Origin of the sequence: Cellulomonas terrae, assembly GCF_007990265.1 — a bacterium.
Classification (GTDB): Bacteria; Actinomycetota; Actinomycetes; order Actinomycetales; family Cellulomonadaceae; genus Cellulomonas; species Cellulomonas terrae.
In genome coordinates, this window is the sequence record NZ_BJWH01000003.1 from 121,698 (window position 1) to 145,444 (window position 23,747).

Below are 23,747 nucleotides of genomic sequence, written 5' to 3' on the forward strand. Positions count from 1 at the left end.
GATCGACCATGGCACCGAGCAGCACCCCTCTGGCACGGCTGGCTGACGCCGGCGTCGCGATCTGGCTCGACGACCTCTCGCGCGAACGTCTGCGCACGGGGAACCTCGCCGAGCTGGTCGAGGCGAAGGGCGTCGTCGGCGTGACGACGAACCCGTCCATCTTCGCGAGCGCGCTGGCGAAGGGCGACGCCTACGACGCGCAGCTCCGTGAGCTCGCCGCGGGCGGCGCCGACCTGGACGAGGCGGTCTTCCGTATCACCACGGACGACGTCCGGCAGGCGGCCGACGTCCTGCGCCCGGTGTACGACGCCACCGACGGCGTGGACGGGCGGGTGTCGATCGAGGTCGACCCCCGCCTGGCGAAGGACACCGAGGGCACGATCGCGTCGGCGAGGGCGCTGTGGGCGACGGTCGACCGTCCGAACGTCTTCATCAAGATCCCGGCCACCCGCGAGGGCCTCCCCGCGATCACCGCCGTCCTCGCCGAGGGCATCAGCGTCAACGTCACGCTGATCTTCTCGCTCCAGCGGTACAGCGACGTGATCGACGCGTTCCAGAGCGGGCTGGAGCAGGCGCTGGCCAACGGGCACGACCTGGCGCCCATCGAGTCGGTCGCGTCGTTCTTCGTCTCTCGGGTCGACGCAGCGATCGACCCCCGGCTCGACGCGCTCGGTACGCCCGAGGCGGCCGCCCTGCGCGGCAAGGCCGCGATCGCGAACGCCCGCCTCGCGTACGCGCTGTACCAGGACGCCATCGCCGACGAGCGCTGGAAGGCGCTCGCCCGGTCGGGCGCGCACCCGCAGCGCCCGCTGTGGGCGTCCACGGGCGTGAAGGACAAGGCGTACCCCGACACCCTCTACGTCGACGAGCTGGTCGTCGACGGCGTCGTCAACACCATGCCCGAGGCCACGCTGAACGCGGTCGCGGACCACGGTGGCGACGGCAGCGACACGGTGACGGGGACACGTCCGGAGTCGCAGGTCGTGATCGACTCCCTGCGGGACCTGGGCATCGACATCGACGAGGTCACCGAGCAGCTGGAGGTCGAGGGCGTGGACAAGTTCACGGCGAGCTGGGGCGATCTCCTGACGACCGTCTCGGACGGCCTGGCCGGCGCCTCGCAGCAGAACGCGGCCGGAGGCGCCAGGTGAGCCCGAGCAAGGTGGCCCCCGGGCACAACCCCCTGCGCGACCCCCGCGACCGCCGCCTGCCACGGATCGCCGGGCCCTGCGGCCTGGTCATCTTCGGCGTCACGGGCGACCTGGCGCGCAAGAAGCTGATGCCTGCGGTGTACGACCTCACGAACCGCGGCCTGCTCCCGCCCGGCTTCGCGCTCACCGGGTTCGCCCGGCGGGACTGGGCCCGGCAGGACTTCGAGCAGATCGTGCACGACTCGGTCAAGGAGCACGCGCGCACGCCGTTCCGCGAGGCGACGTGGCGCCAGCTCTCCGAGGGCATCCGGTTCGTCCAGGGCACGTTCGACGACGACGACGCCTTCGACCGCCTCCGGGAGACGGTCGAGGAGCTCGACGTCTCGCGCGGGACCGGAGGGAACCACGCCTTCTACCTCTCCGTGCCGCCGAGCGCCTTCCCGGTCGTCTGCAAGCAGCTCGCCCGGTCGGGGCTCTCGCAGCCCCAGGAGGGCACCTGGCGCCGGGTGGTCATCGAGAAGCCGTTCGGCCACAACCTCGCCAGCGCACGCGAGCTGAACGAGATCGTCTCCAGCGTGTTCCGCCCGGACGACATCTTCCGGATCGACCACTACCTGGGCAAGGAGACGGTGCAGAACCTGCTGGCCCTGCGCTTCGCGAACCAGCTCTACGAGCCCATCTGGAACGCGAACTACGTCGACCACGTCCAGATCACCATGGCCGAGGACATCGGCATCGGCGGCCGCGCCGGGTACTACGACGGGATCGGCGCGGCGCGCGACGTCATCCAGAACCACCTGCTCCAGCTCCTCGCCCTCACGGCCATGGAGGAGCCGGCCTCGTTCGAGGCCGCCAGCCTCACCGCCGAGAAGATCAAGGTGCTCTCGGCGGTCCGGCTGCCCCGCGACATCGGCAAGCACACCGCCCGTGGCCAGTACGCGGCCGGGTGGCAGGGCGGCGAGAAGGTCGTCGGCTACCTCGAGGAGGAGGGCTTCAACCCGCAGTCCACCACCGAGACGTTCGCCGCTATCCGCGTCGACATCGACAACCGCCGGTGGGCGGGGGTGCCGTTCTACCTGCGGACCGGCAAGCGTCTGGGACGTCGCGTCACGGAGATCGCCGTGGTGTTCAAGCGCGCCCCGCACCTGCCGTTCGAGTCGACGGCCACCGAGGAGCTCGGCAAGAACGCCCTCGTCATCCGCGTGCAGCCCGACGAGGGCGTGACGCTGCGGTTCGGCGCGAAGGTGCCCGGCACGGCCATGGAGGTCCGGGACGTCACGATGGACTTCGGCTACGGCCACGCGTTCACCGAGTCGTCGCCCGAGGCGTACGAGCGGCTGATCCTCGACGTGCTGCTCGGCGACCCACCGCTCTTCCCCCGGCACGAGGAGGTCGAGCTGTCCTGGAAGGTGCTCGACCCGATCACCGAGTACTGGGCCGGCAAGGGCAAGCCTGAGGAGTACCGCTCCGGCACCTGGGGCCCGGAGTCCGCGGACAAGATGATGGCGCGCGACGGGCGAGCCTGGAGGCGGCCATGATCATCGAGATGCCCGACACGACGACCCGGGACATCAACAAGCGTCTGCTCAAGGAACGGGACGAGGGCGGCGCGATCGCGCTCGGCCGCGTCCTCACGCTGATCATTTCCGTCGGCGACCGTGACCCCGACGAGGCGATCGACGCCGCGAACGACGCCAGCCGCGAGCACCCGTGCCGCGTCATCGTCATCGCGAACGACACCAAGGACCGGGCGTCGAACCTCGACGCGCAGATCCGGCTCGGTGGCGACGCCGGCGCCAGCGAGGTGCTCGTCCTGCGGCCGTCCGGGCAGCTCGAACGGCACCTCGACACGCTCGTCATCCCCCTGCTGCTCCCGGACGCACCCATCGTCACGTGGTGGCCGTACGAGATCCCCGACAACCCCGCCGAGCACCCGCTCGGCCGGATGGCGACCCGCCGGATCACCGACACCACCCAGTGCGCACAGCCGAACGCCGCCCTCCGCACCCTCGCGGCGTCGCACCACGACGGCGACACCGACCTGGCGTGGACGCGCGCGACACTGTGGCGTGGCCTGATCGCGGCGACTCTCGACCAGCCGCCCTACGAGCAGGTGTCCAAGGCCGTCGTCGCCGGGGAGAGCACGCACCCGTCCGTCGACCTGATGGCGGCGTGGCTCGCGTACGCCCTGAGGTGCCCGGTGGAGATCGAGCGGATCAAGGACGCCCCGGCGATCACCCAGGTGCGGCTCGAACGTGCGTCCGGCGACATCGTGCTGGACCGGCCCGACGGCAAGACGGCAGCCCTGCGGCAGCCGGACCAGCCGGAGCACCGGATCGCGCTCCCGATCCGCCAGCTGCGCGAGTGCCTCGCCGAGGAGCTGCGCCGGCTCGACGCTGACGAGGTCTACGGCGAGGTGCTGCAGAAGGGCCTCGCGAGGATCGACGCATGACCCGCGACGTCGTCGTCCACCCCGACGCACGGGTCCTGGCCGAGTCCGTCGCGGCGCGGCTGCTCACGCACCTGGTCGACGTCCAGTCGCACCGCTCCCCCGTCCACGTCGTCCTCACGGGCGGGACCGTCGGCATCGCGTCCCTCGCGGCCGTCGCGGCGAGCCCCGTGCGGGACGCGGTCGACTGGTCCGGCGTGCACCTGTGGTGGGGCGACGAGCGGTTCCTGCCCGAGGGGGACCCCGACCGCAACGAGACCCAGGCGCGCACCGCCCTCATCGACGCGCTCGGCGACGCGCTGCCGGCCGAGAACGTGCACCCGATGCCCGCGCGGAGCGACGACGTCCCGACGCCCGAGGCGTCCGCAGACGCCTACGGGCAGAGCTTCGCGGACGCCGGCTCCCCCGCCTTCGACGTGCTGCTGCTCGGCATGGGCCCGGACGGGCACGTCGCCTCCCTCTTCCCGGGGCACGAGGCGCTCGCGGTCACCGGCCGCCCGACGGTCGGTGTGCACGGCTCCCCCAAGCCACCACCCGAGCGGGTCTCGCTGACCTACGACGCGATCCGCGGCGCCCGCGAGGTCTGGGTGGTCGCCGCCGGAGCGGAGAAGGCGCAGGCGGTCGCCTCCGCCCTCCGCGGTGCTCCGGTGGAGACGACCCCGGCGGCCGGCGCGATCGGCACGGAGCGGACGCTCTGGCTGGTCGACGTCGCGGCGACCGAGACGCTAGGCACTCCCGCGGCCCTCTCGACCACCACCGCGGCGTTCCCGGCAGCTCCCGAGACGGGACCCGAGCTCTGGACGCACGTCGACCACTACTTCTCGGTCCTCGCACGCGAGGACGCGGCCCTGGTCGACACCCGCAAGGCCGCGACCGCGGGAGGCCTGCCCGACATCGCCGTCGCCGCCAACCAGGGCAAGCTGCTCCACCTGCTGGCGCGGGCGACCGGAGCACGCCGCATCCTGGAGATCGGCACGCTCGGCGGGTACAGCACGCTCTGGCTCGCTCGCTCGCTCGCCGACGGTGGCCGCCTGACGACGCTCGAGCTCGAGCCCGAGCATGCTCGCGTCGCCACCGAGTCGCTCGCGCGGGCCGGCGTCGCGGAGCTCGTGGACGTTCTCGTCGGGCCGGCGGCGGAGACGCTCGACAGACTCGTCGCGGAGGAGACCGAGCCGTACGACCTGGTCTTCATCGACGCGGACAAGCAGTCGATCCCCCGCTACCTGGAGCAGACGCTCGCCCTCACGCACCCGGGGTCGGTCGTCGTCGTCGACAACGTCGTGCGTGGCGGGGCCGTCGTCCAGGCGGACCACCCGGACGACCGCGTGCAGGGCGTGCGCTCGATGGTCGAGCTGCTGACCGATCACCCGCGGTACGACTCCACGGTCGTGCAGACGGTCGGGAGCAAGGGCTACGACGGCTTCGCCCTCCTCCGGGTCCGCGACTGACCGTCGGCGACCGCGCAGCGTCCGCCCTGGGACAGGACGCCTGAACGACAGAGGGCCCTCGCAGCGATGCGAGGGCCTTCTGCGGTGTCTCGGGAGATCAGCCGCCGCGCTTGGCGCGCAGTGCGGCGAGCGCCTCGTCGAGGATCGCAGCGCCGTCCTCGTCGGACCGCCGCTCCTTCACGTAGGCGAGGTGCGTCTTGTACGGCTCGTTCTTCGACGGCGACGGAGGGTTCTCCTGGTCCTGGCCGGCGGGGAACCCGCAGCGGGGGCAGTCCCAGGTCACCGGGGCCTCGAGGGCGGCCTCCTCGGCGAAGCTGGGGCGCGTCTCGTGGCCGTTGGCGCACCAGTACGACACCCAGATCCGCGGGGCCGTGTCGCCGCGCTCGGCCTCGCCCATGGGGCCTGCGCCGACCCGCGACCCCCTGATCGCGCTCCCGCTCGCCATCGTCTACCGCCTCAGACCGTGCGCTCGATGAGACCGAGCAGGACGATGATCGCCGTCCAGACCAGGGCGGTGCCGATCGTGATGCGGTTCAGGTTCCGCTCCGCGACGCCCGAGCTCCCCGCGCTGCTCGTGATGCCACCCCCGAACATGTCCGACAGCCCACCACCCTTGCCCTTGTGGAGCAGGACGAGCGGGACGAGCAGGAGGCTGGTCAGCACCAGCAGCACCTGGAGGGTGATACGAAGGCCAGTCACGTCGGTGTAGTTCCTCACTGGGCGGGCACGTCGACGGCGGTAGAGCCGGCGACGTTGCGGTGGACCGCGGTACAGGGTAGGCGACGAGTGGGGCGATAAGCCACCACCGTGCCCCGGCAGGTTCCAGGACGATCCCCGGAACCTGCCGGCACGTCGGGGGTCAGGTCAGAGACCGACCGCGTGCGACTTGTACCGCGCGATCGCGGCGAACTCCTCGGGATCCAGGCTCGCGCCGCCGACGAGCGCGCCGTCGACGTCCGGCTTGGCCATGATCGACGCCACGTTCGACGACTTCACCGAACCGCCGTACAGCACGCGGACCGCGTCGGCCGTCTCGGCGTCGTAGAGCTCGGCGATGCGGGCACGGATGGCCGCAGCCAGCTCCTGCGCGTCCTCGGGCGTCGCGGTCTCGCCGGTGCCGATGGCCCAGACAGGCTCGTACGCGACGACGATCGTGGCGACCTGGGCGGCCGTGAGACCGGCCAGCGCGCCGTCGAGCTGCGCGAGGGTGTGCGGGACGTGCTCGCCGGCCTTGCGGACGTCGAGCACCTCCCCGACGCACAGGATCGGGGTGAGGCCCGCGCCGAGCGCCGACTTCACCTTGGCGTTGACCAGCTCGTCGGACTCGTTGTGGTACTCGCGGCGCTCCGAGTGACCGATCACGACGTACGTGACGCCGAGCTTGGCCAGGAACAGGGGCGAGATCTCCCCGGTGTAGGCGCCCAGCTGGTGCGCCGAGACGTCCTGCGCACCGTAGACGAGCTCGAGCTTGTCGGCGTCGACGAGCGTCTGCACGCTGCGCAGGTCGGTGAACGGGGGCAGCACGCACACCTCGACGGCCGCGAAGTCGTGCCGGGCGTCCTTGAGCGTCCACGCGAGCTTCTGCACGGTGTGCGTGGCCTGGTGGTGGTCCAGGTTCATCTTCCAGTTGCCCGCCATCAGCGGGGTGCGAGTGGTCAACGCTCAGTCCTCCAGAACCGCGATGCCGGGGAGCGTCTTGCCCTCGAGGAACTCGAGGCTCGCGCCACCACCGGTCGAGATGTGTCCGAACCCGGCCTCGTCGAAGCCGAGCGTGCGCACGGCCGCGGCGGAGTCGCCACCGCCGACGATCGTGAAGCCGCCGTTGGCGCCCGCGTCGACGAGCGCCTGCGCGACGGCACGGGTGCCACCGGAGAACGCCTCGAACTCGAACACCCCGGCCGGGCCGTTCCAGACGACCGTCTTGGCGTCGACGATCTTCGACGCGAACAGAGCGCTCGAGTCGGGACCGATATCGAGGCCGATCTTCCCGTCGGGGATGGCGTCCGCAGCGACGACCTGCGCCGGGGAGTCGGCCTTGAACTCGTCGGCGACGACGATGTCGGTCGGCAGCACGATCTCCACGCCGGCCTCCTCCGCCTGCGCGAGGTAGCCCTTGACGGTCTCGATCTGGTCCTCCTCGAGGAGCGAGTTGCCCACCGAGTAGCCCTTGGCCGCGAGGAACGTGAAGAGCATGCCGCCACCGATGAGCAGGCGGTCCGCCTTGGTCAGCAGGTTGGCGATGACACCGAGCTTGTCCGACACCTTGGAGCCGCCGAGGACGACGACGTAGGGCCGTGCCGGGTCGTCGGTCGCCTTGCGCAGCGACGCGACCTCCTTGAGGACGAGCTTGCCGACGGCGTGCGGGAGCACGAGCGCGACGTCGTACACGGACGCCTGCTTGCGGTGCACGACGCCGAAACCGTCGGACACGAACACATCGGCCAGCTCCGCGAGCTCACCGGCCAGCTCGGCGCGCTCGGCGTCGACCTTCGACGTCTCGCGGGGGTCGAACCGGATGTTCTCCAGCAGCGCGATCTCGCCGTCCTGCAGCGCGGCGACGGTGGCCTTGGCCGAGTCGCCGACGACGTCGGTCGCCAGGGCGACCGGCTGTCCGAGCACCTCGGCGAGCCGGTCGGCGACGGGCTTGAGCGAGTACTTGTCCTCCGGGGCGCCCTTGGGGCGGCCGAGGTGGGCCGTCACGACCACGCGCGCACCGGCGGTGAGCAGCGCCTGGAGCGTCGGGAGGGCCGCGCGCACGCGGCCGTCGTCCGTGATGGTGGTGCCGTCGAGCGGCACGTTGAAGTCGGAGCGGACGAGCACGCGCTTGCCGCGCAGGTCGCCGAGGTCCTCGATGGTCTTCATGCGTCTTCTTCCCGTGACTCGAGCAGGGGCTGACACGGCAGCGTCCGCGTGCGCCCGGGCCACAGGGGCCGGGGCGCACGCGGACGCATGACCGTCACTACAGGTGCGACGAGAGCGTCAGAGACGCTCGCCGACGTACTCGGTGAGCGCGACGAGGCTGTTCGAGTAGCCCCACTCGTTGTCGTACCAGGCGATGATCTTGACCAGGTCGCCGCTCACCTTGGTGAGCTTGGAGTCGAAGATGCTCTGGTGCGGGTTGGTGACGATGTCGCTCGACACGATCTCGTCCTCGACGTACTCGAGGATGCCCTTGAGCGGGCCCTCGGCGGCGGCCTTGACCGCAGCGTTGACCTCCTCGACGGTGACCTCGCGCGAGGCCGTGAACGTCAGGTCCGTGGCCGAGCCGGTGATCGTCGGCACGCGCAGCGCGAAGCCGTCGAGCTTGCCCTTGAGCTCCGGGAGCACGAGCGCCACGGCCTTGGCCGCACCGGTCGAGGTGGGGACGATGTTCTGCGCCGCGGCGCGGGCACGACGGAGGTCCTTGTGGGGGCCGTCCTGCAGGTTCTGGTCACCCGTGTAGGCGTGGATCGTGGTCATGAGGCCACGCTCGATGCCGATCGAGTCGTTGAGCGCCTTCGCGACCGGGGCGAGGCAGTTCGTCGTGCACGACGCGTTCGAGATGATGTGCTGCGTCGCGGGGTCGTACGACTCGTGGTTCACGCCGACGACGAACGTGGCGTCCTCGTTCTTCGCCGGGGCGGAGATGATGACCTTCTTGGCGCCGGCGTCGATGTGCGCCTTCGCCTTGGTGGCGTCCGTGAAGAAGCCGGTCGACTCGATGACGATGTCCGCGCCCAGCTCCTTCCAGGGGAGGCTGGCGGGGTCGCGCTCGGCGAGGGCACGGATCTTCTTGCCGTCGACGATGATGTTCTCGTCGTCGAAGTCGACGCTCAGCGGGAACCGGCCCAGCACGGTGTCGTACTTGAGCAGGTGCGCGAGCGTCTTGTTGTCCGTGAGGTCGTTCACACCGACGATCTCGATGTCGGCGCCGGACGCGATGATCGCCCGGTAGAAATTACGCCCGATACGGCCGAAGCCATTGATACCGACGCGGATGGTCACTTGCCCTCCTCGGCAGCGCCGACGGGGGGCCGGCGCACACATTTTGGTGATGGGGTCACGCACGCCGCTGTGCGCTCCGACCGTCTCACCGGGCTCCCGTGCACAGCACGGACGCACGTCAGGCGGTCGGATGACCCGAGCCTATACCCGTGACGGTGGTCACGCGGACCGCGTCCACGGAGTCAGGACGAAGGTCCCGGCGCCGCTCAGAGGTCGAGCAGGTCAGGGCTCAGGCCGGCCTCGGTGTCGGGGATGCCCAGCTCCACCGCACGCTTGTCCGCGGTCGCCAGCAGCCGCCGGATCCGTCCCGCGACCGCGTCCTTCGTCAGCGTCGGCACCGCGAGCTTGCCGAGCTCCTCGAGCGACGCCTCCTTGTGCGCCAGGCGCAGCTCCCCCGCCTCGCGCAGGTGCTCGGGGAGCTCGTCGCCCAGGATCTCGAACGCCCGCTCGACCCGCGCACCGGCCGCCACGGCGGCGCGTGCGGACCGGCGCAGGTTGGCGTCGTCGAAGTTCGCCAGCCGGTTGGCCGTGCCGCGCACCTCGCGCCGGACCCGGCGCTCCTCCCAGACCAGCATCGTCTCGTGCGCGCCGAGCCGGGCCAGCATCGCGCTGATCGCGTCACCGTCCCGGATGACGACGCGGTCGATGCCGCGCACCTCCCGCGCCTTGGCGGCGATCCCGAGACGCCGCGCGGCGCCGACCAGGGCCAGCGCTGCCTCCGGACCCGGGCACGTGACCTCGAGGGCCGACGACCGGCCGGGCTCGGTGAGCGAGCCGTGCGCGAGGAACGCACCGCGCCACGCGGCCTCGGCTTCCGCCACACCCGCGGACACGACCTGCGGCGGCAGGCCGCGCACCGGACGCCCGCGGTTGTCCAGCAGGCCCGTCTGCCGCGCGAGCGACTCACCGTCCTTGACCACCCGGACGACGTACCGGCTGCCGCGCCGCAGGCCACCGCCGGACACGACGATGATCTCGCTCTCGTGCCCGTAGACCTCGGCGATCGCCTGCCGGAGCCGGCGGGCCGCGATGCCCGTGTCCAGCTCTGCCTCGATGACGATCCGACCCGAGATGATGTGCAGCCCCCCGGCGAACCTCAGGGTGGCCGAGACCTCGGCCTTCCGTGAGGACGTCTTGTCCACCTTCAGACGGGCGAGCTCGTCCTTCACCTGTGCCGTCAACGCCATGGGGTGCATCCTGCCATTGCGGGACACGTGTCCGGGACCGGTCCGGTCACCTACTCGGGTGCCTTCTCGCGCGTCCCGACGTCCCCGAGAAACCCGTCGAGCACGTCGGAGTAGGCCCCGGCGAGCCGCAGCGGGTCGTGTCGTGGTGTCCCGTCACCACGGCTGACCTGGCGCAGCAGGAGACGGGCTCCCAGGTCCGCGGACCGTGCGGCGAGCGCGGCGACGTCCTCGACGGCGCTCGGGTCCGCGACGACGGCGTCGACCCGCAGCTCCGGCGCGTGCGAGTGCAGGACCTCGAGGTACTGGTCCGCCCGCATGCCCGCCGTCTCCCCCGATTCACCCGACGCGAGGTTGAGCGTCACGATCGTCCGCGCGCTCGTGCGGTGCAGCGCGTCCCGCAGCCCGGGGACGAGGAGGTGCGGCAGCACGGAGGTGTACCAGGAGCCCGGCCCGAGCACGACCCAGTCGGCCGCCTCGATCGCGGACACGGCCTCCGGGCAGGCCGGCGGGTCGGACGGCTCCAGGCGGACCTGCGAGATCCGCCCCGTCGTCACGGCGACGGCGCTCTGCCCGACGACGCGGGTGGACGTGCCCGCGTCGTCGACGACGTCCGCCTCGATGCGCAGCGGGACGGCTGCCATCGGCAGGACCCGGCCGCGCGCGCCCAGCAGCCTGCCCACCCAGTCGAGACCCTCGACCGTGTCCCCGAGCAGCTCCCACAGCGCCACGATCAGCAGGTTGCCCACGGCGTGCTGGTCCAGGTCCCCGGACGAGCTGAAGCGGTGCTGGAGCACGTCGCGCCAGGTCCGGCCCCAGTCGGAGTCGTCGCACAGGGCGGACAGCGCCATGCGCAGGTCCCCCGGGGGCAGCACCCCGAGCTCGTTGCGGAGCCGGCCGGACGAGCCCCCGTCGTCCGCGACGGTGACCACCGCGGTGATCCGGTCCGTCATCAGCCGCAGCGCGGACAGCGACGCCGACAGGCCGTGCCCACCACCGAGGGCGACGACGGCCGGCGCGACCGCCCTCATTCCTTGCCGAGGTCACGGGCCGACACGGCCACGAGGTGCCCTCGCTCCCGCAGCCTCGCGGCGATCGCCTCGCTGACCGCGACCGAGCGGTGCTTGCCGCCGGTGCACCCGACGGCGATCGTCACGTAGCGCTTCTCCTCGTTGAGGTACCCGGCGAGGACCGGCTCGAGCGCGTCGACGTAACGGTCGATGAACGTGACCGCCCCGGGCAGCCCGAGGACGTAGTCCCGCACCGGGGCGTCGCGACCCGTCAGGTGCCGCAGCTCGGTGATCCAGTACGGGTTGGACAGGAACCGCATGTCGACGACGTGGTCGGCGTCCAGCGGGATCCCGTACTTGAACCCGAACGACACGATCGAGATCCGCAGCGCGTCCTCGGCGCCGCTGGCGACCACGGCCCGGACCTCGCGCGCGAGGTCGTGCACGTTCAGCTCGGAGGTGTCGATGAGCGTGTCCGCGCGTTCCCGCAGGTCGGCGAGGATGGCGCGCTCCTCCCCGATGCCGTCGAGGATGCGGCCCTCACCCTGCAGCGGGTGCGGGCGGCGGACCTGCTCGAACCGGCGGACCAGCACCTCGTCCGACGCGTCGAGGAACAGGATGCGGTACTCGACCCCGGACTCGCGCAGCCCGGCCAGCACCGGCGCGAGGTCACGGAAGAACTCCCGCCCCCGCACGTCGATGACGGCGGCGAGCCGCTGGGCGCGGGCGCCCGCCGGCCCGCTGGTCAGCATGCCGACCAGGTGCGTGAGCATCTGGGCGGGCAGGTTGTCGATGACGTACCAGTCGAGGTCCTCGAGCACGGCGGCCGCCCGGGTCCGGCCCGCCCCGGACATGCCGGTGATGATCAGGACCTGTGGCTGGCTCAGGAGGGGCGCCTCGGTGGCCGCCTCGAGGGCGGGGATCCCGGTGGGCACCGTGATCGGCGAAGGCTCGTCGCTCATGCCTCCAGCATGCCAGCCGACTCGGTGACCTGCTCCGACGCCACTCCCGGGGAGGCCAGCGCGGCGACGACCGCGGCGGCGGTGCGGTCCCCCATCCCCTGCACCGAGGCGATCTCCTCCACGGACGCGGCCCGCAGCCGCTTGACCGAGCCGAAGTGCCGCAGCAGTGCGGCCTGACGCGCCGGCCCGAGCCCGGGCACGCCGTCGAGCACCGACGTGGTCATGCCCTTGCTCCGGCGCTTGCGGTGCGCGGTGATCGCGAACCGGTGGGCCTCGTCGCGCAGCCGCTGGAGCAGGTACAGCCCCTCCGAGCTGCGCTGCAGGATCACCGGGTACTCCTCCCCTGGCAGCCAGACCTCCTCGAGCCGCTTGGCCAGCCCGACGAGCGCGACGTCGTCGATCCCGAGCTCCTCCATCGCGGCCTTCGCCGCCGCGACCTGCGGCGGGCCACCGTCCACGACGACGAGGTTCGGCGGGTACGCGAACCGCACCGGCTTGCCCGTGACCTCGTCGATCGGTCCCGAGCGCACCGGCAGACCGTCGTCGTCCTCCCCCGTGCCCAGCTCCACGTCACGCGCGTCCGACCGCTCCGCCAGGTAGCGCCGGAACCGCCGGGTGATCACCTCGTGCATCGCCGCGGTGTCGTCGCGCGCGCCCTGGCCCTCGGGACCGCGGACGGTGAACAGGCGGTACTCGCTCTTGCGCGCCAGACCGTCCTCGAACACCACCATGGACGCCGACTGGTACGTCCCCTGGTTGTGCGAGACGTCGTAGCACTCGATCCGCAGCGGTGCCGACGGCAGGTCCAGCGCCTCCTGGATCTCCTGGAGCGCCTGGCTGCGGGTGGTGAGGTCGCCCGCGCGCCGGGTGCGGTGCAGCACGAGTGCGTGCTCGGCGTTGCGGTGCACCGTCGCCGCGAGCTCGCGCTTGTCCCCGCGCTGCGGGATGCGCACCGAGACGCGGCTGCCGCGCAGGCCGGTCAGCCAGGCCTGCACCTGGTCGACGTCCGGCGGCAGCACCGGGACGAGCACCTCGCGCGGGACGGCGGACGACCCTGCGCCCCCGTCACCGGCGGCAGCCTCCGAGCCGTAGATCTGCTGGAGCAGGTGCTCGACGAGCTCCGCGTCGGTGATGTCCTCGACCTTCTCCACCACCCAGCCGCGCTGCCCCCGGATGCGCCCGTCGCGCACGTGGAAGACCTGCACGGCCGCCTCGAGCTCGTCGCCGGCCAGCGCGAAGATGTCCGCGTCCGTCCCGTCCGCCAGGACGACCGCGTTCTTCTCGGTGGCGCGCTGAAGCGTCGCGATGTCGTCCCGGAGGCGCGCCGCGCGCTCGTAGTCCAGCTCCGCCGCGGCCTCCTTCATGCGCGCGGTGAGCCGCCGCGTGAACTTGGCGGTGTCGCCCGCCATGAAGTCGCAGAAGTCCTGGGCCAGCTGCTGGTGGTCGTCCGGGGAGATCCGCCCGACGCAGGGTGCCGAGCACTTGTCGATGTACCCCAGCAGGCACGGCCGGCCCTGCTGGTGCGCCCGCTTGAACACCCCTGCCGAGCACGTCCGGACGGGGAACACGCGCAGCAGCAGGTCGACGGTCTCCCGGATGGCCCACGCGTGCGCGTACGGGCCGAAGTAGCGCGTGCCCTTGCGCTTGGCGCCGCGCATGACCTGGATGCGGGGGAACTCGTCGGCCAGGGTCACCGCGAGGTACGGGTAGGACTTGTCGTCGCGGTACTTCACGTTGAACCGGGGGTCGAACTCCTTGATCCAGGAGTACTCCAGCGCCAGCGCCTCGACCTCGTTGCCGACGACCGTCCACTGCACCGACGCCGCCGTCGTCACCATCTGCCGCGTCCGCTGGTGCAGCCCCGACAGGTCCTGGAAGTAGCTGGACAGGCGGGAGCGCAGGCTCTTGGCCTTGCCGACGTAGATGACGCGGCCGTGCTCGTCGCGGAAGCGGTAGACCCCCGGCGAGTCGGGGATCTCGCCAGGAGCGGGCCGGTACGTGGCGGGATCAGCCATGTTCTCGAGCGTAGTTCGCACCGCCGACGCCACCGACCGCACGGGGCCGGACAGACGCCGCTACCGTGGGCTGATGGGCCCCCTCCACACGTATTCCGTCGACGTCACCTGGACCGGCGCAGGCCGGACCGGAACCTCCAGCTACACCGCGTACAGCCGCGACCACGAGGTCCGGATCGGCTCGAAGCCGCCGCTGCTGGGCTCGTCGGACCCGGCGTTCCGTGGCGACCCGACGAGGTACAACCCCGAGGAGCTGCTGGTCAGCGCGCTCGCGCAGTGCCACATGCTCTGGTTCCTGCACCTGGCCTCGGCTGCGGGCATCGTCGTGGTGGGCTACGAGGACCAGGCCGTGGGCACGATGCGGATCGAGGCCGCGGGGCAGGGGCAGTTCCGCGAGGTCGTGCTCCGCCCCCGCGTGACTCTCGCAGCGGGCGCGCACCTGCCGACGGGCGCGGCGGTCACCGACGGCGTGCTCGCCGACATCCACCACCAGGCGCACGAGCACTGCTTCATCGCGCGGTCCGTGAACTTCCCGGTCCGGCACGAGCCCGTCCCGGTGCGAACAGCACAGTCCGTCTCGCACTAGCGCGCCACCCCGTCCGGGCCGGCCGTCGGTCGCCCCACCCGACTGCTAGGCCGGGATGGGCTGCTTGACGGCACGCTTGCGCTTCAACGGCTGCGGTTCCGGCTCGAGCACCTCGGCGAGGAAGCGACCGGTGTGGCTGGCCGCCACGGAGGCGATGTGCTCCGGGGTGCCCTCGGCGATGACGAGTCCGCCGCCGCTGCCACCCTCGGGTCCCATGTCGATGACCCAGTCGGCGTTCTTGATCACGTCGAGGTTGTGCTCGATCACGATCACGGAGTTGCCCTTGTCGACCAGCGACTGGAGCACCCCGAGCAGCTTGCGGATGTCCTCGAAGTGCAGCCCGGTCGTCGGCTCGTCCAGGACGTAGATGGTCCGGCCCGTCGAGCGACGCTGCAGCTCCGCGGCGAGCTTCACGCGCTGCGCCTCGCCGCCCGAGAGCGTCGGAGCGGGCTGGCCGAGCCGCACGTAACCCAGGCCGACGTCGACCAGCGTGCGCAGGTGCCGGGAGATCGCGGGGACGGCGGCGAAGAACTCCGCGGCCTCCTCGATCGGCATGTTCAGCACGTCGGCGACGGTCTTGCCCTTGAAGTGCACCTCGAGCGTCTCGCGGTTGTACCGCGCGCCGTGGCAGACCTCGCACGGGACGTAGACGTCCGGGAGGAAGTTCATCTCGATCTTCAGGGTGCCGTCGCCGGAGCACGCCTCGCAGCGGCCGCCCTTGACGTTGAACGAGAACCGGCCCGGCGTGTAGCCGCGGACCTTGGCCTCGGTGGTCTCCGCGAACAGGCGGCGGACGTGGTCCCAGACCCCGGTGTAGGTGGCGGGGTTGGAGCGCGGGGTGCGGCCGATGGGGCCCTGGTCGACGTGCACGACCTTGTCGAGGTGCTCCAGACCGGTCACGCGCTTGTGCCGGCCGGCGACCTGGCGCGCCCCGTTGAGCTCGTTGGCGAGCACCGTGTACAGGATCGCGTTGACCAGGGTCGACTTCCCGGACCCGGACACCCCGGTGACCGCCGTGAGCACTCCCAGCGGGAACGTCACGTCGATGCCCTGCAGGTTGTGCTCCCGTGCGCCGACGACCGTGAGCTGACGGCTCGTGTCGACGGGTCGGCGGAGCTGCGGCATCGGGATGGAGCGCCGGCCGGACAGGTACGCGCCCGTCACCGACTCGGCGGACGACAGTAGCCCTGCCAGGTCCCCGGAGTGGACCACGCGCCCGCCGTGCTCGCCGGCACCGGGGCCGATGTCGACGATCCAGTCTGCCGTGCGGATGGTGTCCTCGTCGTGCTCGACGACGATCAGCGTGTTGCCCAGGTCCCGCAGGCGCGTGAGCGTGTCGATCAGGCGGCGGTTGTCCCGCTGATGCAGGCCGATGCTCGGCTCGTCGAGGACGTAGAGCACGCCCACGAGGCCGGACCCGATCTGCGTCGCGAGCCGGATGCGCTGCGCCTCGCCGCCGGACAGCGTCGCCGCCGGCCGGGTCAGCGAGAGGTAGTCGAGGCCGACGTCGAGCAGGAAGCCGAGGCGCGCCTGGATCTCCTTGAGCACCTGCGCGGCGATCGCGCGCTCCCGCTCCCCCAGCTCCAGGCCGTCGAGGAACGCGCGCGCCTCGCGGATGGGCAGCGTGCAGACCTCGGCGATGGACTTCCCGCCGACCCGCACGGCGAGCACCTCGGGCTTGAGCCGCGCACCCTCGCACACCGGGCACGGCACCTCACGCATGAAGGCCTCGTACTTCTCCTTGCTCCAGTCCGAGTCGGTCTCGGTGTGCCGGCGCTCGAGGAACGTGATGACGCCCTCGAAGCCCGTGGAGTACTGCCGCTCGCGGCCCCAGCGGTTCTTGTACCGGACCTTCACCTCGTGGTTCTGGCCGTGCAGCACCGCGTCCTTCGCCCGCTGCGGGAGCGCCCGCCACGGCACGGACGTCGAGAAGCCCATGTCCGACGCCAGGGCGCTGAGCACGCGGGCGAAGTACTCGCTGGAGATCTGCGACCAGGGCGCGACCGCGCCGTCGTCGAGCGACAGGTCCTCGTCCGGGATCACGAGCTCGGGGTCCACCTCGAGGCGGGACCCGATGCCGGTGCACTCCGGGCACGCGCCGTACGGGGCGTTGAACGAGAACGTGCGGGGCTCGATCTCGTCGAGCGTCAACACGTGGTCGTTCGGGCACGCCCGGTGCTCGGAGAACCGTCGCTCGCGGTTGAGGTCGTCGATGTCGGCGTCGACCAGCTCGACGACGAGCAGGCCCCCGGCCAGCCCGAGCGCGGTCTCGACCGAGTCGGTCAGGCGCCGCTTGACGCCCTCCCGGGAGACCAGGCGGTCGATGACCACCTCGATGTCGTGCTTGAGCTTCTTCTCGAGCGTCGGCGGCTCGGTGAGCTGGATGACCTCGCCGTCCACCCGGGCGCGTGAGAAGCCCTTGCTCTGCAGCTCCTTGAACAGGTCGGCGTACTCGCCCTTGCGACCGCGGACGACCGGTGCGAGCACCTGGTAGCGCGTGCCCTCGGGCAGCTCGAGCAGCCGGTCGACGATCTGCTGGGGCGTCTGCGCGGTGACGCGCTCGCCGCAGACCGGGCAGTACTGGGTGCCCGCCCGCGCGTACAGGAGCCGCAGGTAGTCGTAGACCTCGGTGATGGTGCCGACCGTCGACCGCGGGTTGCGGTTGGTCGACTTCTGGTCGATGGACACCGCCGGCGAGAGGCCTTCGATGAAGTCGACGTCGGGCTTGTCCATCTGCCCGAGGAACTGCCGCGCGTACGCGGACAGCGACTCGACGTAGCGCCGCTGCCCCTCCGCGAAGATGGTGTCGAAGGCCAGCGACGACTTCCCGGACCCCGACAGACCGGTGAACACGATGAGCTTGTCACGCGGGAGATCGAGGTCGACGTTACGGAGGTTGTGCTCGCGGGCGCCCTGCACCACCAGTCGTTCGTTCACGGCGGGGAGTCTACGTGGCCCCACTGACAATCGCACATCTGTTCGACGTGAGCGTAAGCACACCGCGTCGACGTGCCGGTCCCCGGCTCCCGGGTCATGCTCGCCTCGTGGAGAGACCAGACGCCGTAGTCGACCCCCCGCTGGTACCCATCGAGGACTATGCCGTCCTCGGGGACGGCAAGACCGCCGCGCTCGTCTCCCTGCGCGGCTCGATCGACTGGCTGTGCCTGCCCACGTTCGACTCGGCGGCCAGCTTCGCCCGCCTGCTCGGCACGCCGGACAACGGACGCTGGCTCCTGACGGTGAGGGACGCGACGACCGTCACCCGGCGCTACGTCGACTCCTCGTTCGTGCTGGAGACGACCTACGAGACACCGGCGGGGACCGCCGTCGCGCACGAGACCATGCCCCTCAACGACGGCCGCGCGGACCTGGTGCGCCGGCTCGTCTGCACGCGCGGCAGCGTCGAGGTGGAGCACGAGTGGGTGGTGCGGTTCGGGTACGGCGCGGTCGTGCCGTGGGTCCGGCACATCACCGACGACGCCGGGGACGACGCGATCCAGGCGATCGCCGGCCCGGACTCGCTGCTGCTGCGCGGTGACCGCCTCCCCCGTCCCGTCGACCACCGGCACGCCGACCGGTTCACCCTGCAGGAGGGCGAGTCGGTCGAGCTGGCGCTGACCTGGACGCGGTCCTGGGACGCCGTGCCGCCCCGGCTGACCATCGCGGACCGGATCGACTCCACCCGGATCTCGTGGGGGCTGTGGGCCGGCAGCTGCGAGTACCAGGGCTCCTACCGGGACGCGGTCGTGCGGTCCCTGCTGGTCCTGAGGCTGCTCACGGACTCCGAGACGGGCGGGATCGTCGCAGCCGCCACGACGTCCCTGCCCGAGGACTTCGGCGGCGAGCGGAACTGGGACTACCGCTACTGCTGGTTGCGCGACGCGGCGATGACCCTGGAGGCGCTGCTCGAGCACGGGTACCGCGGGGAGGCGACCGAGTGGCGGGACTGGCTGCTGCGTGCGGTCGCCGGCCGGTCGTCGGACCTGCAGATCATGTACCGCGTCGACGGCGGGCGGCACCTCCCGGAGCGGGAGCTCGACCACCTCACGGGCTACGCCGGCTCGCGTCCCGTCCGCGTGGGGAACGCGGCGGTCGGCCAGGTGCAGAACGACGTGCTCGGCGAGGTGATGTGCGCCCTCGAGCTCGCGCGTGAGGCCGGCCTGCACGAGACGGACGACTCCTGGTCGCTCCAGCGACACCTGGTCGACGACCTGCTGGGGCGGTGGCGGCGGCCCGACCGCGGCATCTGGGAGGTCCGCGGCGACCCGCGCCACTTCACGCACTCGAAGGTGATGGCCTGGGCGGCGGTCGACCGCGCGGTCCGGGCCGCGGAGAAGCACGGGCTCGACGGGCCAGTGGACCGGTGGCGCGCGGAGCGCGACGCCATCCACGCGGACGTCCTGACGTACGGGTGGAACGCGGCCCGCAACACGTTCGTGCAGTCGTACGGCGCCGAGCACACCGACGCCGCCCTGCTGCAGATCGCGCAGGTGGGTTTCCTGCCGCCGGACGACCCGCGGGTCCTGTCGACCCTCGCAGCGATCCGCGCAGAGCTGGAGATCGCCCCCGGCCTGCTGCTGCGCTACCGGACCGAGCACACCGACGACGGCCTCGCCGGCGACGAGCACGCGTTCCTCGCCTGCTCGTTCTGGCTCGCCGACGCGCTCGCCCGCACCGACGACGTCGAGGGGTCGACCAAGGTCCTCGACATCCTCGTCGGCCTGGCCAACGACGTCGGCCTGCTGGCGGAGCAGTACGACCCCGTCGGCGGCCGGATGGCCGGCAACGTGCCCCAGGCCCTGTCGCACCTCGCGCTCGTCCGCGCGGTCCACAGCCACGACCTCGCCCTGGCGCGGCGAGCCCGATGACGTACACGGGTGACGTCCGCGTAGGCGGCCCCAGCGACGTCCGCGTGCTCGACGAGCTCGAGATCCGCAAGGCCGCGGTCGGGCCGATGCAGAACAACGTCTACCTGCTGACCTGCCGGGTCGTGGGCGCCCAGCTGCTGGTCGACGCCGCCGACGACCCCGACCGCCTCCTCGCGCTGCTGCGGGAGGGGACGACCCAGCTCGACCTGGTGGTGACCACCCACCGGCACGCGGACCACAGCCGTGCCCTGGCGTCGGTGGTCGCCGTGACGGGGGCGCGGGTCGCGGCCGGCGCCGACGACGCCGACGCGGTCGCCGAGTCGACGGACATCGCCGTGACGCAGCGCCTGCACGACGGCGACACCGTGCGGGTCGGCAACGTGACCCTGACCGTCGTCGGGCTGCGCGGGCACACCCCGGGCTCGGTCGCTCTCGCCTACCGCGAGCCGGGCGGTCGCGTGCACCTGTTCACCGGCGACTCGCTGTTCCCGGGCGGCGTCGGCAAGACGTCCGGTCCGGAGGCGTTCGAGCAGCTGTACCGCGACGTCGTGGAACGCGTCTTCGACCGGTTCGGCGACGACACCTGGGTGTACCCGGGGCACGGCCCCGACACGACGCTCGGCGCCGAGCGCGGGCAGCTGCCGCAGTGGCGCGCCCGCGGCTGGTGAGCCGTCAGCCCGCCAGCACCGACTCCCGGACGACGCGTCGCAGGACCTTGCCCACCTGCGACCGCGGCAGCTCGTCCAGGACGACCAGCCGACGGGGCAGGGCGTACCGCGCGAGGTGCCGTTCGCCCCACGCGCGCACCGCCTCGAGGTCCACGCCGCCGCCACCCGGCTCCAGCACGACCGCGGCCACGACGGTCTCCCCGAGGTCGCCCCCGGGGATCCCGACGACGGCGACGTCCGCCACGCCCGGCATGGTGCGCAGGTGGTCCTCCACCTGCGACGGGTAGACCTTGAACCCGCCGCTGACGATGACCTCCTTGATGCGGTCGACGAGCACGACCCACCCGGTCTCGTCGACCATGACGATGTCCCCGGTGCGCAGCCAGCCGTCGTCGAGGAGCTGCTCGGCGGTCTCGTCGGGCCGCCCCCAGTAGCCCGCGAAGACCTGCGGGCCCCGGATCAGCAGCTCGCCGCGCTCGCCCTGCTCGACGTCGCGGGTGACGTCCGCGACGTCGGCCACACGGATGCCGGTGCTCGGGAACGGCAGGCCCAGCGTCCCGGGACGGCGCGCGTCGGTCAGCGGGTTGCCCAGAGCGACCGGCGACGTCTCGGTCAGGCCGTACCCCTCGATGACCAGCCCACCCGTCACCTGCTCCCACTTCTGGGCGGTCGACGCCGGGAGCGCCATCGCCCCGGAGATCGCGTACCGGAACGACGTGAGGTCCGCGCCCGCCGCCTCCGCGGCAGCCGCGAGACGGTCGAGCATCGGCGGGACGGCCGGCAGGAACGTCCCGGGGAGGCGGCGCTGCGCGTCGAGCACCCGCTGGGGGTCGAAGGACGGGAAGGCCACGAGGGTGGCTCCGACGCGGATCGCGTAGCTGAGGCACAACGTGAGGCCGAAGGCGTGGAAGAACGGGAGCACTCCGTAGACGACCTCGGTGCCCGGCTGGACGCCTGTCCACGCGTGCCCCTGCACCGCGTTCGCGACGAGGTTGCGGTGCGTGAGCATCGCCCCCTTGGGCGTGCCGGTGGTCCCGCCGGTGTACTGCAGCAGCGCGACCTCGGACGAGGACGGCGTCGGGTGCGCCGGGTCCAGGGGGGTGGCCTTGGCGACGAGCCGGTGCCACATCGGGAAGGCGGGCGGCACCGTGCCGCACATGGCCTCCCGCGCGCGGCGCGCGCTCGGCACCGGGAGCCGCAGCGCGAGCCGCTTGCCGCGGGGCAGGTCCGCGGACAGGTCGACGGCCACGACGGCCTTGAGGGCCGTCCGCGGCAGGGACTCCAGCACACGCTCCACGGCCTTCTCCCACACGAGCGCGACGACGGCACCGGAGTCGGCGAGCTGGTGCTCGAGCTCGCCGGTCGTGTACGTCGGGTTGTGCTCGACGACGACGGCGCCGATGCGCAGCGCGGCGTAGAACGCGATCACGTGTCCCGTGCAGTTGGGCATCACGAGCGCGACGCGGTCGCCAGGCCGGACTCCGAGGTCGAGCAGGACCTGCGCCCCGCGCGCGACGGCGTCGGCGAGCTCGCGGTACGTCGTCGACGCCCCGAGGAAGTCCACCGCGGTCCGGTCGGGCCACCGCTGGGCTGCTCGGTCGAGCGCCGCGGTCAGGGGCTCGTCGGGGATGGCGACCTCTCGCGGGGCGCCGGACGCGGCGGCGGACGGACGGTCGGAGCCCACGGTGGTCATGGGTTGAGCGTAACCTACGGAAGCGTAAGTTACTCGACAGTAGGTTCGCGGACCCAGAGGGTGACCACGGTCCCGTCCTGCCCGGCTCCGGTACCGTCCCGACGGAACGCAGCACGCTCCAGCACCCGCTCGCTCGCCACGTTCTCGAGCCTGGTCGACGCCCGCACCTCGTGAGCACCGTGGTCGAGGACCCACCGGGCGACCGCACGCACCGCCTCGGTCGCGAGCCCCAGGCGACGACCGGCCGGGAGGAACGCGTAGTACACGGACGGGACGTCGGTGCGCAGCTCGAGCCCGACCATCCCGACGGCAGCACCCTCCCGCTCGACGACGAACCGGGCCCCACGCCGCTGCGACCGCAGCGCGAGGCTGCGCGCGACCCGGTCCCGGGCGTCCTCGGACGTCAGGTCCGCGGGGTAGTACGTCCACGGCGGCACGTCGGGGACCCGAGACAGCGTCTGCTCGAGCCGCCAGTCGTCCTCGCGCATCGCGCGCAGCCGGGCGTCCGGCACCGGCAGCGCCAGCTCGTCAGGGAGCTCCACGTCAGCCCTCCGGCGGACCGAGGACCGAGGTCGCGAGCGTCGCGTGCGCCGACTCGTCGTCGGACGGGTGGAAGATCCCGGCCAGCACGTCCCGGTACAGCCTCCCCAGCTCGCTCCCGGCGAAGTACGACCCACCGCCGGAGACGCGGATCGCGTTGTCCACGACCACCCGCGCGGACTCCGTCGCGCGCACCTTGAGCCCGACCAGCTGCGCGAACCAGCGCGTGCCGTGGTCCGCCTGCTCGTCGACGTCCCGCGCGAGCGCGAACACCTGCAGCTCCGCACCGTCCTGCGCCAGCACCGCGTCGGCGATCCGCCAGCGGATGTCAGGGTCCTGGGCGTAGGACCGCCCGTCGAACTTCATCGACGTCCGCCGCCGCGCGGCCTCGACCCCGAGCTCGATCGCCCGCCGGCCGATGCCTGTGTACACCGCACCGAGCAGGATCTCGAACACCGCGAAGAGGGCGAACACGAAAGGGTCCGCGCTGGGCCCGGGCGGCAGGGACCGGTACACGCGGTCGGCCGGCGCGCGGGCACCGTCGAGCACGGTCGTGGCCGACTGCGTGGCGCGCATCCCGAGCGTGTCCCAGTCGTCGCGAGCCTCGACGCCACCGTCCGCCCGTGAGACCACGCCGTGCACCAGGCGCGGGTCGTCCGGGTCCGTGTCGTCGAGCCCGAACGTGGCCAGCCGGGTCCAGACCGGCGACAACGACGTGAAGATCTTCGTGCCGGTGTAGCGGTACGAGCCGTCCGCCTGCCGCTCGGCCCGGGTGCGTGAGCCGAACATGACCAGGTCGTTGCCCGGCTCGGAGTTGCCGAACGCGAACACCTCGCCCGCGGCCGCGTCGCGCAGGACGAACTCCACGGAGTCGTCACCCCGGCTGACGAGGAGAGCCGCCAGACCGGTGACCACCAGGTGCATGTTGACCGCCAGCGCCGTGGCGGGTGCGGCCGCCGCCAGCCGGACCTGCTCGCGCGCGACCTCCTCGAGCGTCAGCCCCGCACCGCCGAGACGCTCCGGCACGAACGCGGTCAGGTACCCCAGCCCGACCAGGTCCGCGAGGTCGTCGTACGGGAACGTGTTCTCCCGGTCGTGCAGCGGCGCGCGCTCGTGGATGCGGGCCAGGACGTCGTCGGTCAGGAGGGTCCTCAGGATCCGAGCCATGTCTGCACTCTGCCACCGGCTC

At 72.1% G+C, this 23,747-nt stretch carries 20 protein-coding genes; 7 read left to right on the forward strand and 13 right to left on the reverse strand.

Features of this window, described 5'->3' with window-relative positions; all coding sequences use genetic code 11:
• The first annotated feature begins 8 nt into the window (after window positions 1–8).
• Genes tal through pgl form a run of 4 tightly spaced genes read left to right on the forward strand, consistent with a single transcriptional unit; the run spans window position 9 to window position 5,048 of the window.
• Entirely contained in the window at window positions 9–1,151 is a 1,143-nt protein-coding gene (gene tal, locus CTE05_RS04530) for a transaldolase (RefSeq protein WP_146844924.1), read from the forward strand.
• Window positions 1,148–2,689 carry a glucose-6-phosphate dehydrogenase gene (zwf, locus tag CTE05_RS04535; protein WP_146844925.1) on the forward strand — a complete coding sequence of 514 codons (1,542 nt, stop codon included), beginning with the start codon at window positions 1,148–1,150 and terminating at the stop codon, window positions 2,687–2,689. The genes tal and zwf overlap by 4 nt, the downstream gene beginning before the upstream one ends.
• Window positions 2,686–3,603 (forward strand): glucose-6-phosphate dehydrogenase assembly protein OpcA, encoded by a 918-nt coding sequence (locus tag CTE05_RS04540; protein WP_146844926.1) that lies wholly within the window; start codon window positions 2,686–2,688, stop codon window positions 3,601–3,603. The genes zwf and CTE05_RS04540 overlap by 4 nt, the downstream gene beginning before the upstream one ends.
• Entirely contained in the window at window positions 3,600–5,048 is a 1,449-nt protein-coding gene (gene pgl / locus CTE05_RS20790; protein WP_146844927.1) for a 6-phosphogluconolactonase, read from the forward strand. The genes CTE05_RS04540 and pgl overlap by 4 nt, the downstream gene beginning before the upstream one ends.
• Window positions 5,049–5,145: 97 nt before the next feature.
• Here the strand turns inward: pgl and CTE05_RS04550 are convergent, their stop codons facing one another.
• The 9 genes from CTE05_RS04550 to uvrC all read right to left on the reverse strand — a co-directional run bounded on the left by CTE05_RS04550 (window position 5,146) and on the right by uvrC (window position 14,203).
• Entirely contained in the window at window positions 5,146–5,493 is a 348-nt protein-coding gene (locus tag CTE05_RS04550; RefSeq protein WP_055914815.1) for an RNA polymerase-binding protein RbpA, read from the reverse strand.
• An 11-nt stretch (window positions 5,494–5,504) separates the two neighbouring features.
• The gene (gene secG, locus CTE05_RS04555; RefSeq protein ID WP_056587873.1) at window positions 5,505–5,747 is read right to left on the reverse strand and encodes a preprotein translocase subunit SecG; all 243 of its coding nucleotides are present in this window, start codon (window positions 5,745–5,747) and stop codon (window positions 5,505–5,507) included.
• Window positions 5,748–5,912: 165 nt separating this feature from the next.
• Window positions 5,913–6,707 (reverse strand): triose-phosphate isomerase, encoded by a 795-nt coding sequence (tpiA, locus tag CTE05_RS04560; RefSeq protein ID WP_146844928.1) that lies wholly within the window; start codon window positions 6,705–6,707, stop codon window positions 5,913–5,915.
• Between the two features lie 3 nt (window positions 6,708–6,710).
• The gene (locus CTE05_RS04565; RefSeq protein ID WP_146844929.1) at window positions 6,711–7,910 is read right to left on the reverse strand and encodes a phosphoglycerate kinase; all 1,200 of its coding nucleotides are present in this window, start codon (window positions 7,908–7,910) and stop codon (window positions 6,711–6,713) included.
• Between the two features lie 117 nt (window positions 7,911–8,027).
• The gene (gene gap, locus CTE05_RS04570; protein ID WP_146844930.1) at window positions 8,028–9,032 is read right to left on the reverse strand and encodes a type I glyceraldehyde-3-phosphate dehydrogenase; all 1,005 of its coding nucleotides are present in this window, start codon (window positions 9,030–9,032) and stop codon (window positions 8,028–8,030) included.
• Window positions 9,033–9,238: 206 nt separating this feature from the next.
• Entirely contained in the window at window positions 9,239–10,219 is a 981-nt protein-coding gene (gene whiA / locus CTE05_RS04575) for a DNA-binding protein WhiA (RefSeq protein ID WP_055914830.1), read from the reverse strand.
• A 50-nt stretch (window positions 10,220–10,269) separates the two neighbouring features.
• Window positions 10,270–11,247, reverse strand: a complete 978-nt coding sequence (locus CTE05_RS04580) for a gluconeogenesis factor YvcK family protein (protein WP_146844931.1) — start codon at window positions 11,245–11,247, stop codon at window positions 10,270–10,272.
• Window positions 11,244–12,188 carry an RNase adapter RapZ gene (rapZ, locus tag CTE05_RS04585; protein WP_146844932.1) on the reverse strand — a complete coding sequence of 315 codons (945 nt, stop codon included), beginning with the start codon at window positions 12,186–12,188 and terminating at the stop codon, window positions 11,244–11,246. Before rapZ ends, CTE05_RS04580 begins: the two co-directional genes overlap by 4 nt.
• Window positions 12,185–14,203, reverse strand: a complete 2,019-nt coding sequence (gene uvrC / locus CTE05_RS04590) for an excinuclease ABC subunit UvrC (protein WP_146844933.1) — start codon at window positions 14,201–14,203, stop codon at window positions 12,185–12,187. The genes rapZ and uvrC overlap by 4 nt, the downstream gene beginning before the upstream one ends.
• 73 nt (window positions 14,204–14,276) lie before the next feature.
• Between uvrC and CTE05_RS04595 the strand changes: the two genes are divergently transcribed.
• On the forward strand, window positions 14,277–14,789 hold the full coding sequence (locus tag CTE05_RS04595; RefSeq protein ID WP_146844934.1) for an OsmC family protein: 513 nt from the start codon (window positions 14,277–14,279) through the stop codon (window positions 14,787–14,789).
• A 45-nt stretch (window positions 14,790–14,834) separates the two neighbouring features.
• On the opposite strand, the gene uvrA is transcribed toward CTE05_RS04595, so the two are convergent.
• Window positions 14,835–17,726, reverse strand: coding sequence for an excinuclease ABC subunit UvrA (gene uvrA / locus CTE05_RS04600; RefSeq protein ID WP_146844935.1), 2,892 nt, complete (start codon window positions 17,724–17,726; stop codon window positions 14,835–14,837).
• 107 nt (window positions 17,727–17,833) lie between these two features.
• On the opposite strand from uvrA, the gene CTE05_RS04605 reads away from it, so the two are divergent.
• Complete coding sequence (locus tag CTE05_RS04605; protein ID WP_146844936.1) at window positions 17,834–19,657, forward strand: glycoside hydrolase family 15 protein; 1,824 nt, start codon at window positions 17,834–17,836, stop codon at window positions 19,655–19,657.
• A complete protein-coding gene (locus CTE05_RS04610) occupies window positions 19,654–20,325 on the forward strand; it encodes an MBL fold metallo-hydrolase (RefSeq protein ID WP_146844937.1) in 672 nt (223 codons plus the stop codon). Before CTE05_RS04605 ends, CTE05_RS04610 begins: the two co-directional genes overlap by 4 nt.
• 4 nt (window positions 20,326–20,329) lie before the next feature.
• On the opposite strand, the gene CTE05_RS04615 is transcribed toward CTE05_RS04610, so the two are convergent.
• From CTE05_RS04615 to CTE05_RS04625, 3 genes are read right to left on the reverse strand one after another with little or no spacing between them, the layout of a single operon-like run.
• The gene (locus CTE05_RS04615; RefSeq protein ID WP_146844938.1) at window positions 20,330–22,018 is read right to left on the reverse strand and encodes an AMP-binding protein; all 1,689 of its coding nucleotides are present in this window, start codon (window positions 22,016–22,018) and stop codon (window positions 20,330–20,332) included.
• Between the two features lie 29 nt (window positions 22,019–22,047).
• Window positions 22,048–22,560, reverse strand: coding sequence for a GNAT family N-acetyltransferase (locus tag CTE05_RS04620; protein WP_146844939.1), 513 nt, complete (start codon window positions 22,558–22,560; stop codon window positions 22,048–22,050).
• Between the two features lies 1 nt (window position 22,561).
• Entirely contained in the window at window positions 22,562–23,725 is a 1,164-nt protein-coding gene (locus CTE05_RS04625) for an acyl-CoA dehydrogenase family protein (RefSeq protein WP_146844940.1), read from the reverse strand.
• Window positions 23,726–23,747 lie beyond the last annotated feature (22 nt).

Excerpts from the sequence above, each read along its gene's own strand:
- tal (WP_146844924.1), top strand. The coding sequence starts at position 9 with ATGGCACCGAGCAGCACCCCTCTGGCACGGCTGGCTGACGCCGGCGTC.
- CTE05_RS04540 (WP_146844926.1), top strand. The coding sequence starts at position 2,686 with ATGATCATCGAGATGCCCGACACGACGACCCGGGACATCAACAAGCGT.
- pgl (WP_146844927.1), top strand. The coding sequence starts at position 3,600 with ATGACCCGCGACGTCGTCGTCCACCCCGACGCACGGGTCCTGGCCGAG.
- CTE05_RS04550 (WP_055914815.1), bottom strand. The coding sequence starts at position 5,493 with ATGGCGAGCGGGAGCGCGATCAGGGGGTCGCGGGTCGGCGCAGGCCCC.
- CTE05_RS04565 (WP_146844929.1), bottom strand. The coding sequence starts at position 7,910 with ATGAAGACCATCGAGGACCTCGGCGACCTGCGCGGCAAGCGCGTGCTC.
- whiA (WP_055914830.1), bottom strand. The coding sequence starts at position 10,219 with ATGGCGTTGACGGCACAGGTGAAGGACGAGCTCGCCCGTCTGAAGGTG.
- CTE05_RS04580 (WP_146844931.1), bottom strand. The coding sequence starts at position 11,247 with ATGAGGGCGGTCGCGCCGGCCGTCGTCGCCCTCGGTGGTGGGCACGGC.
- rapZ (WP_146844932.1), bottom strand. The coding sequence starts at position 12,188 with ATGAGCGACGAGCCTTCGCCGATCACGGTGCCCACCGGGATCCCCGCC.
- uvrC (WP_146844933.1), bottom strand. The coding sequence starts at position 14,203 with ATGGCTGATCCCGCCACGTACCGGCCCGCTCCTGGCGAGATCCCCGAC.
- CTE05_RS04595 (WP_146844934.1), top strand. The coding sequence starts at position 14,277 with ATGGGCCCCCTCCACACGTATTCCGTCGACGTCACCTGGACCGGCGCA.
- CTE05_RS04610 (WP_146844937.1), top strand. The coding sequence starts at position 19,654 with ATGACGTACACGGGTGACGTCCGCGTAGGCGGCCCCAGCGACGTCCGC.
- CTE05_RS04615 (WP_146844938.1), bottom strand. The coding sequence starts at position 22,018 with ATGACCACCGTGGGCTCCGACCGTCCGTCCGCCGCCGCGTCCGGCGCC.
- CTE05_RS04625 (WP_146844940.1), bottom strand. The coding sequence starts at position 23,725 with ATGGCTCGGATCCTGAGGACCCTCCTGACCGACGACGTCCTGGCCCGC.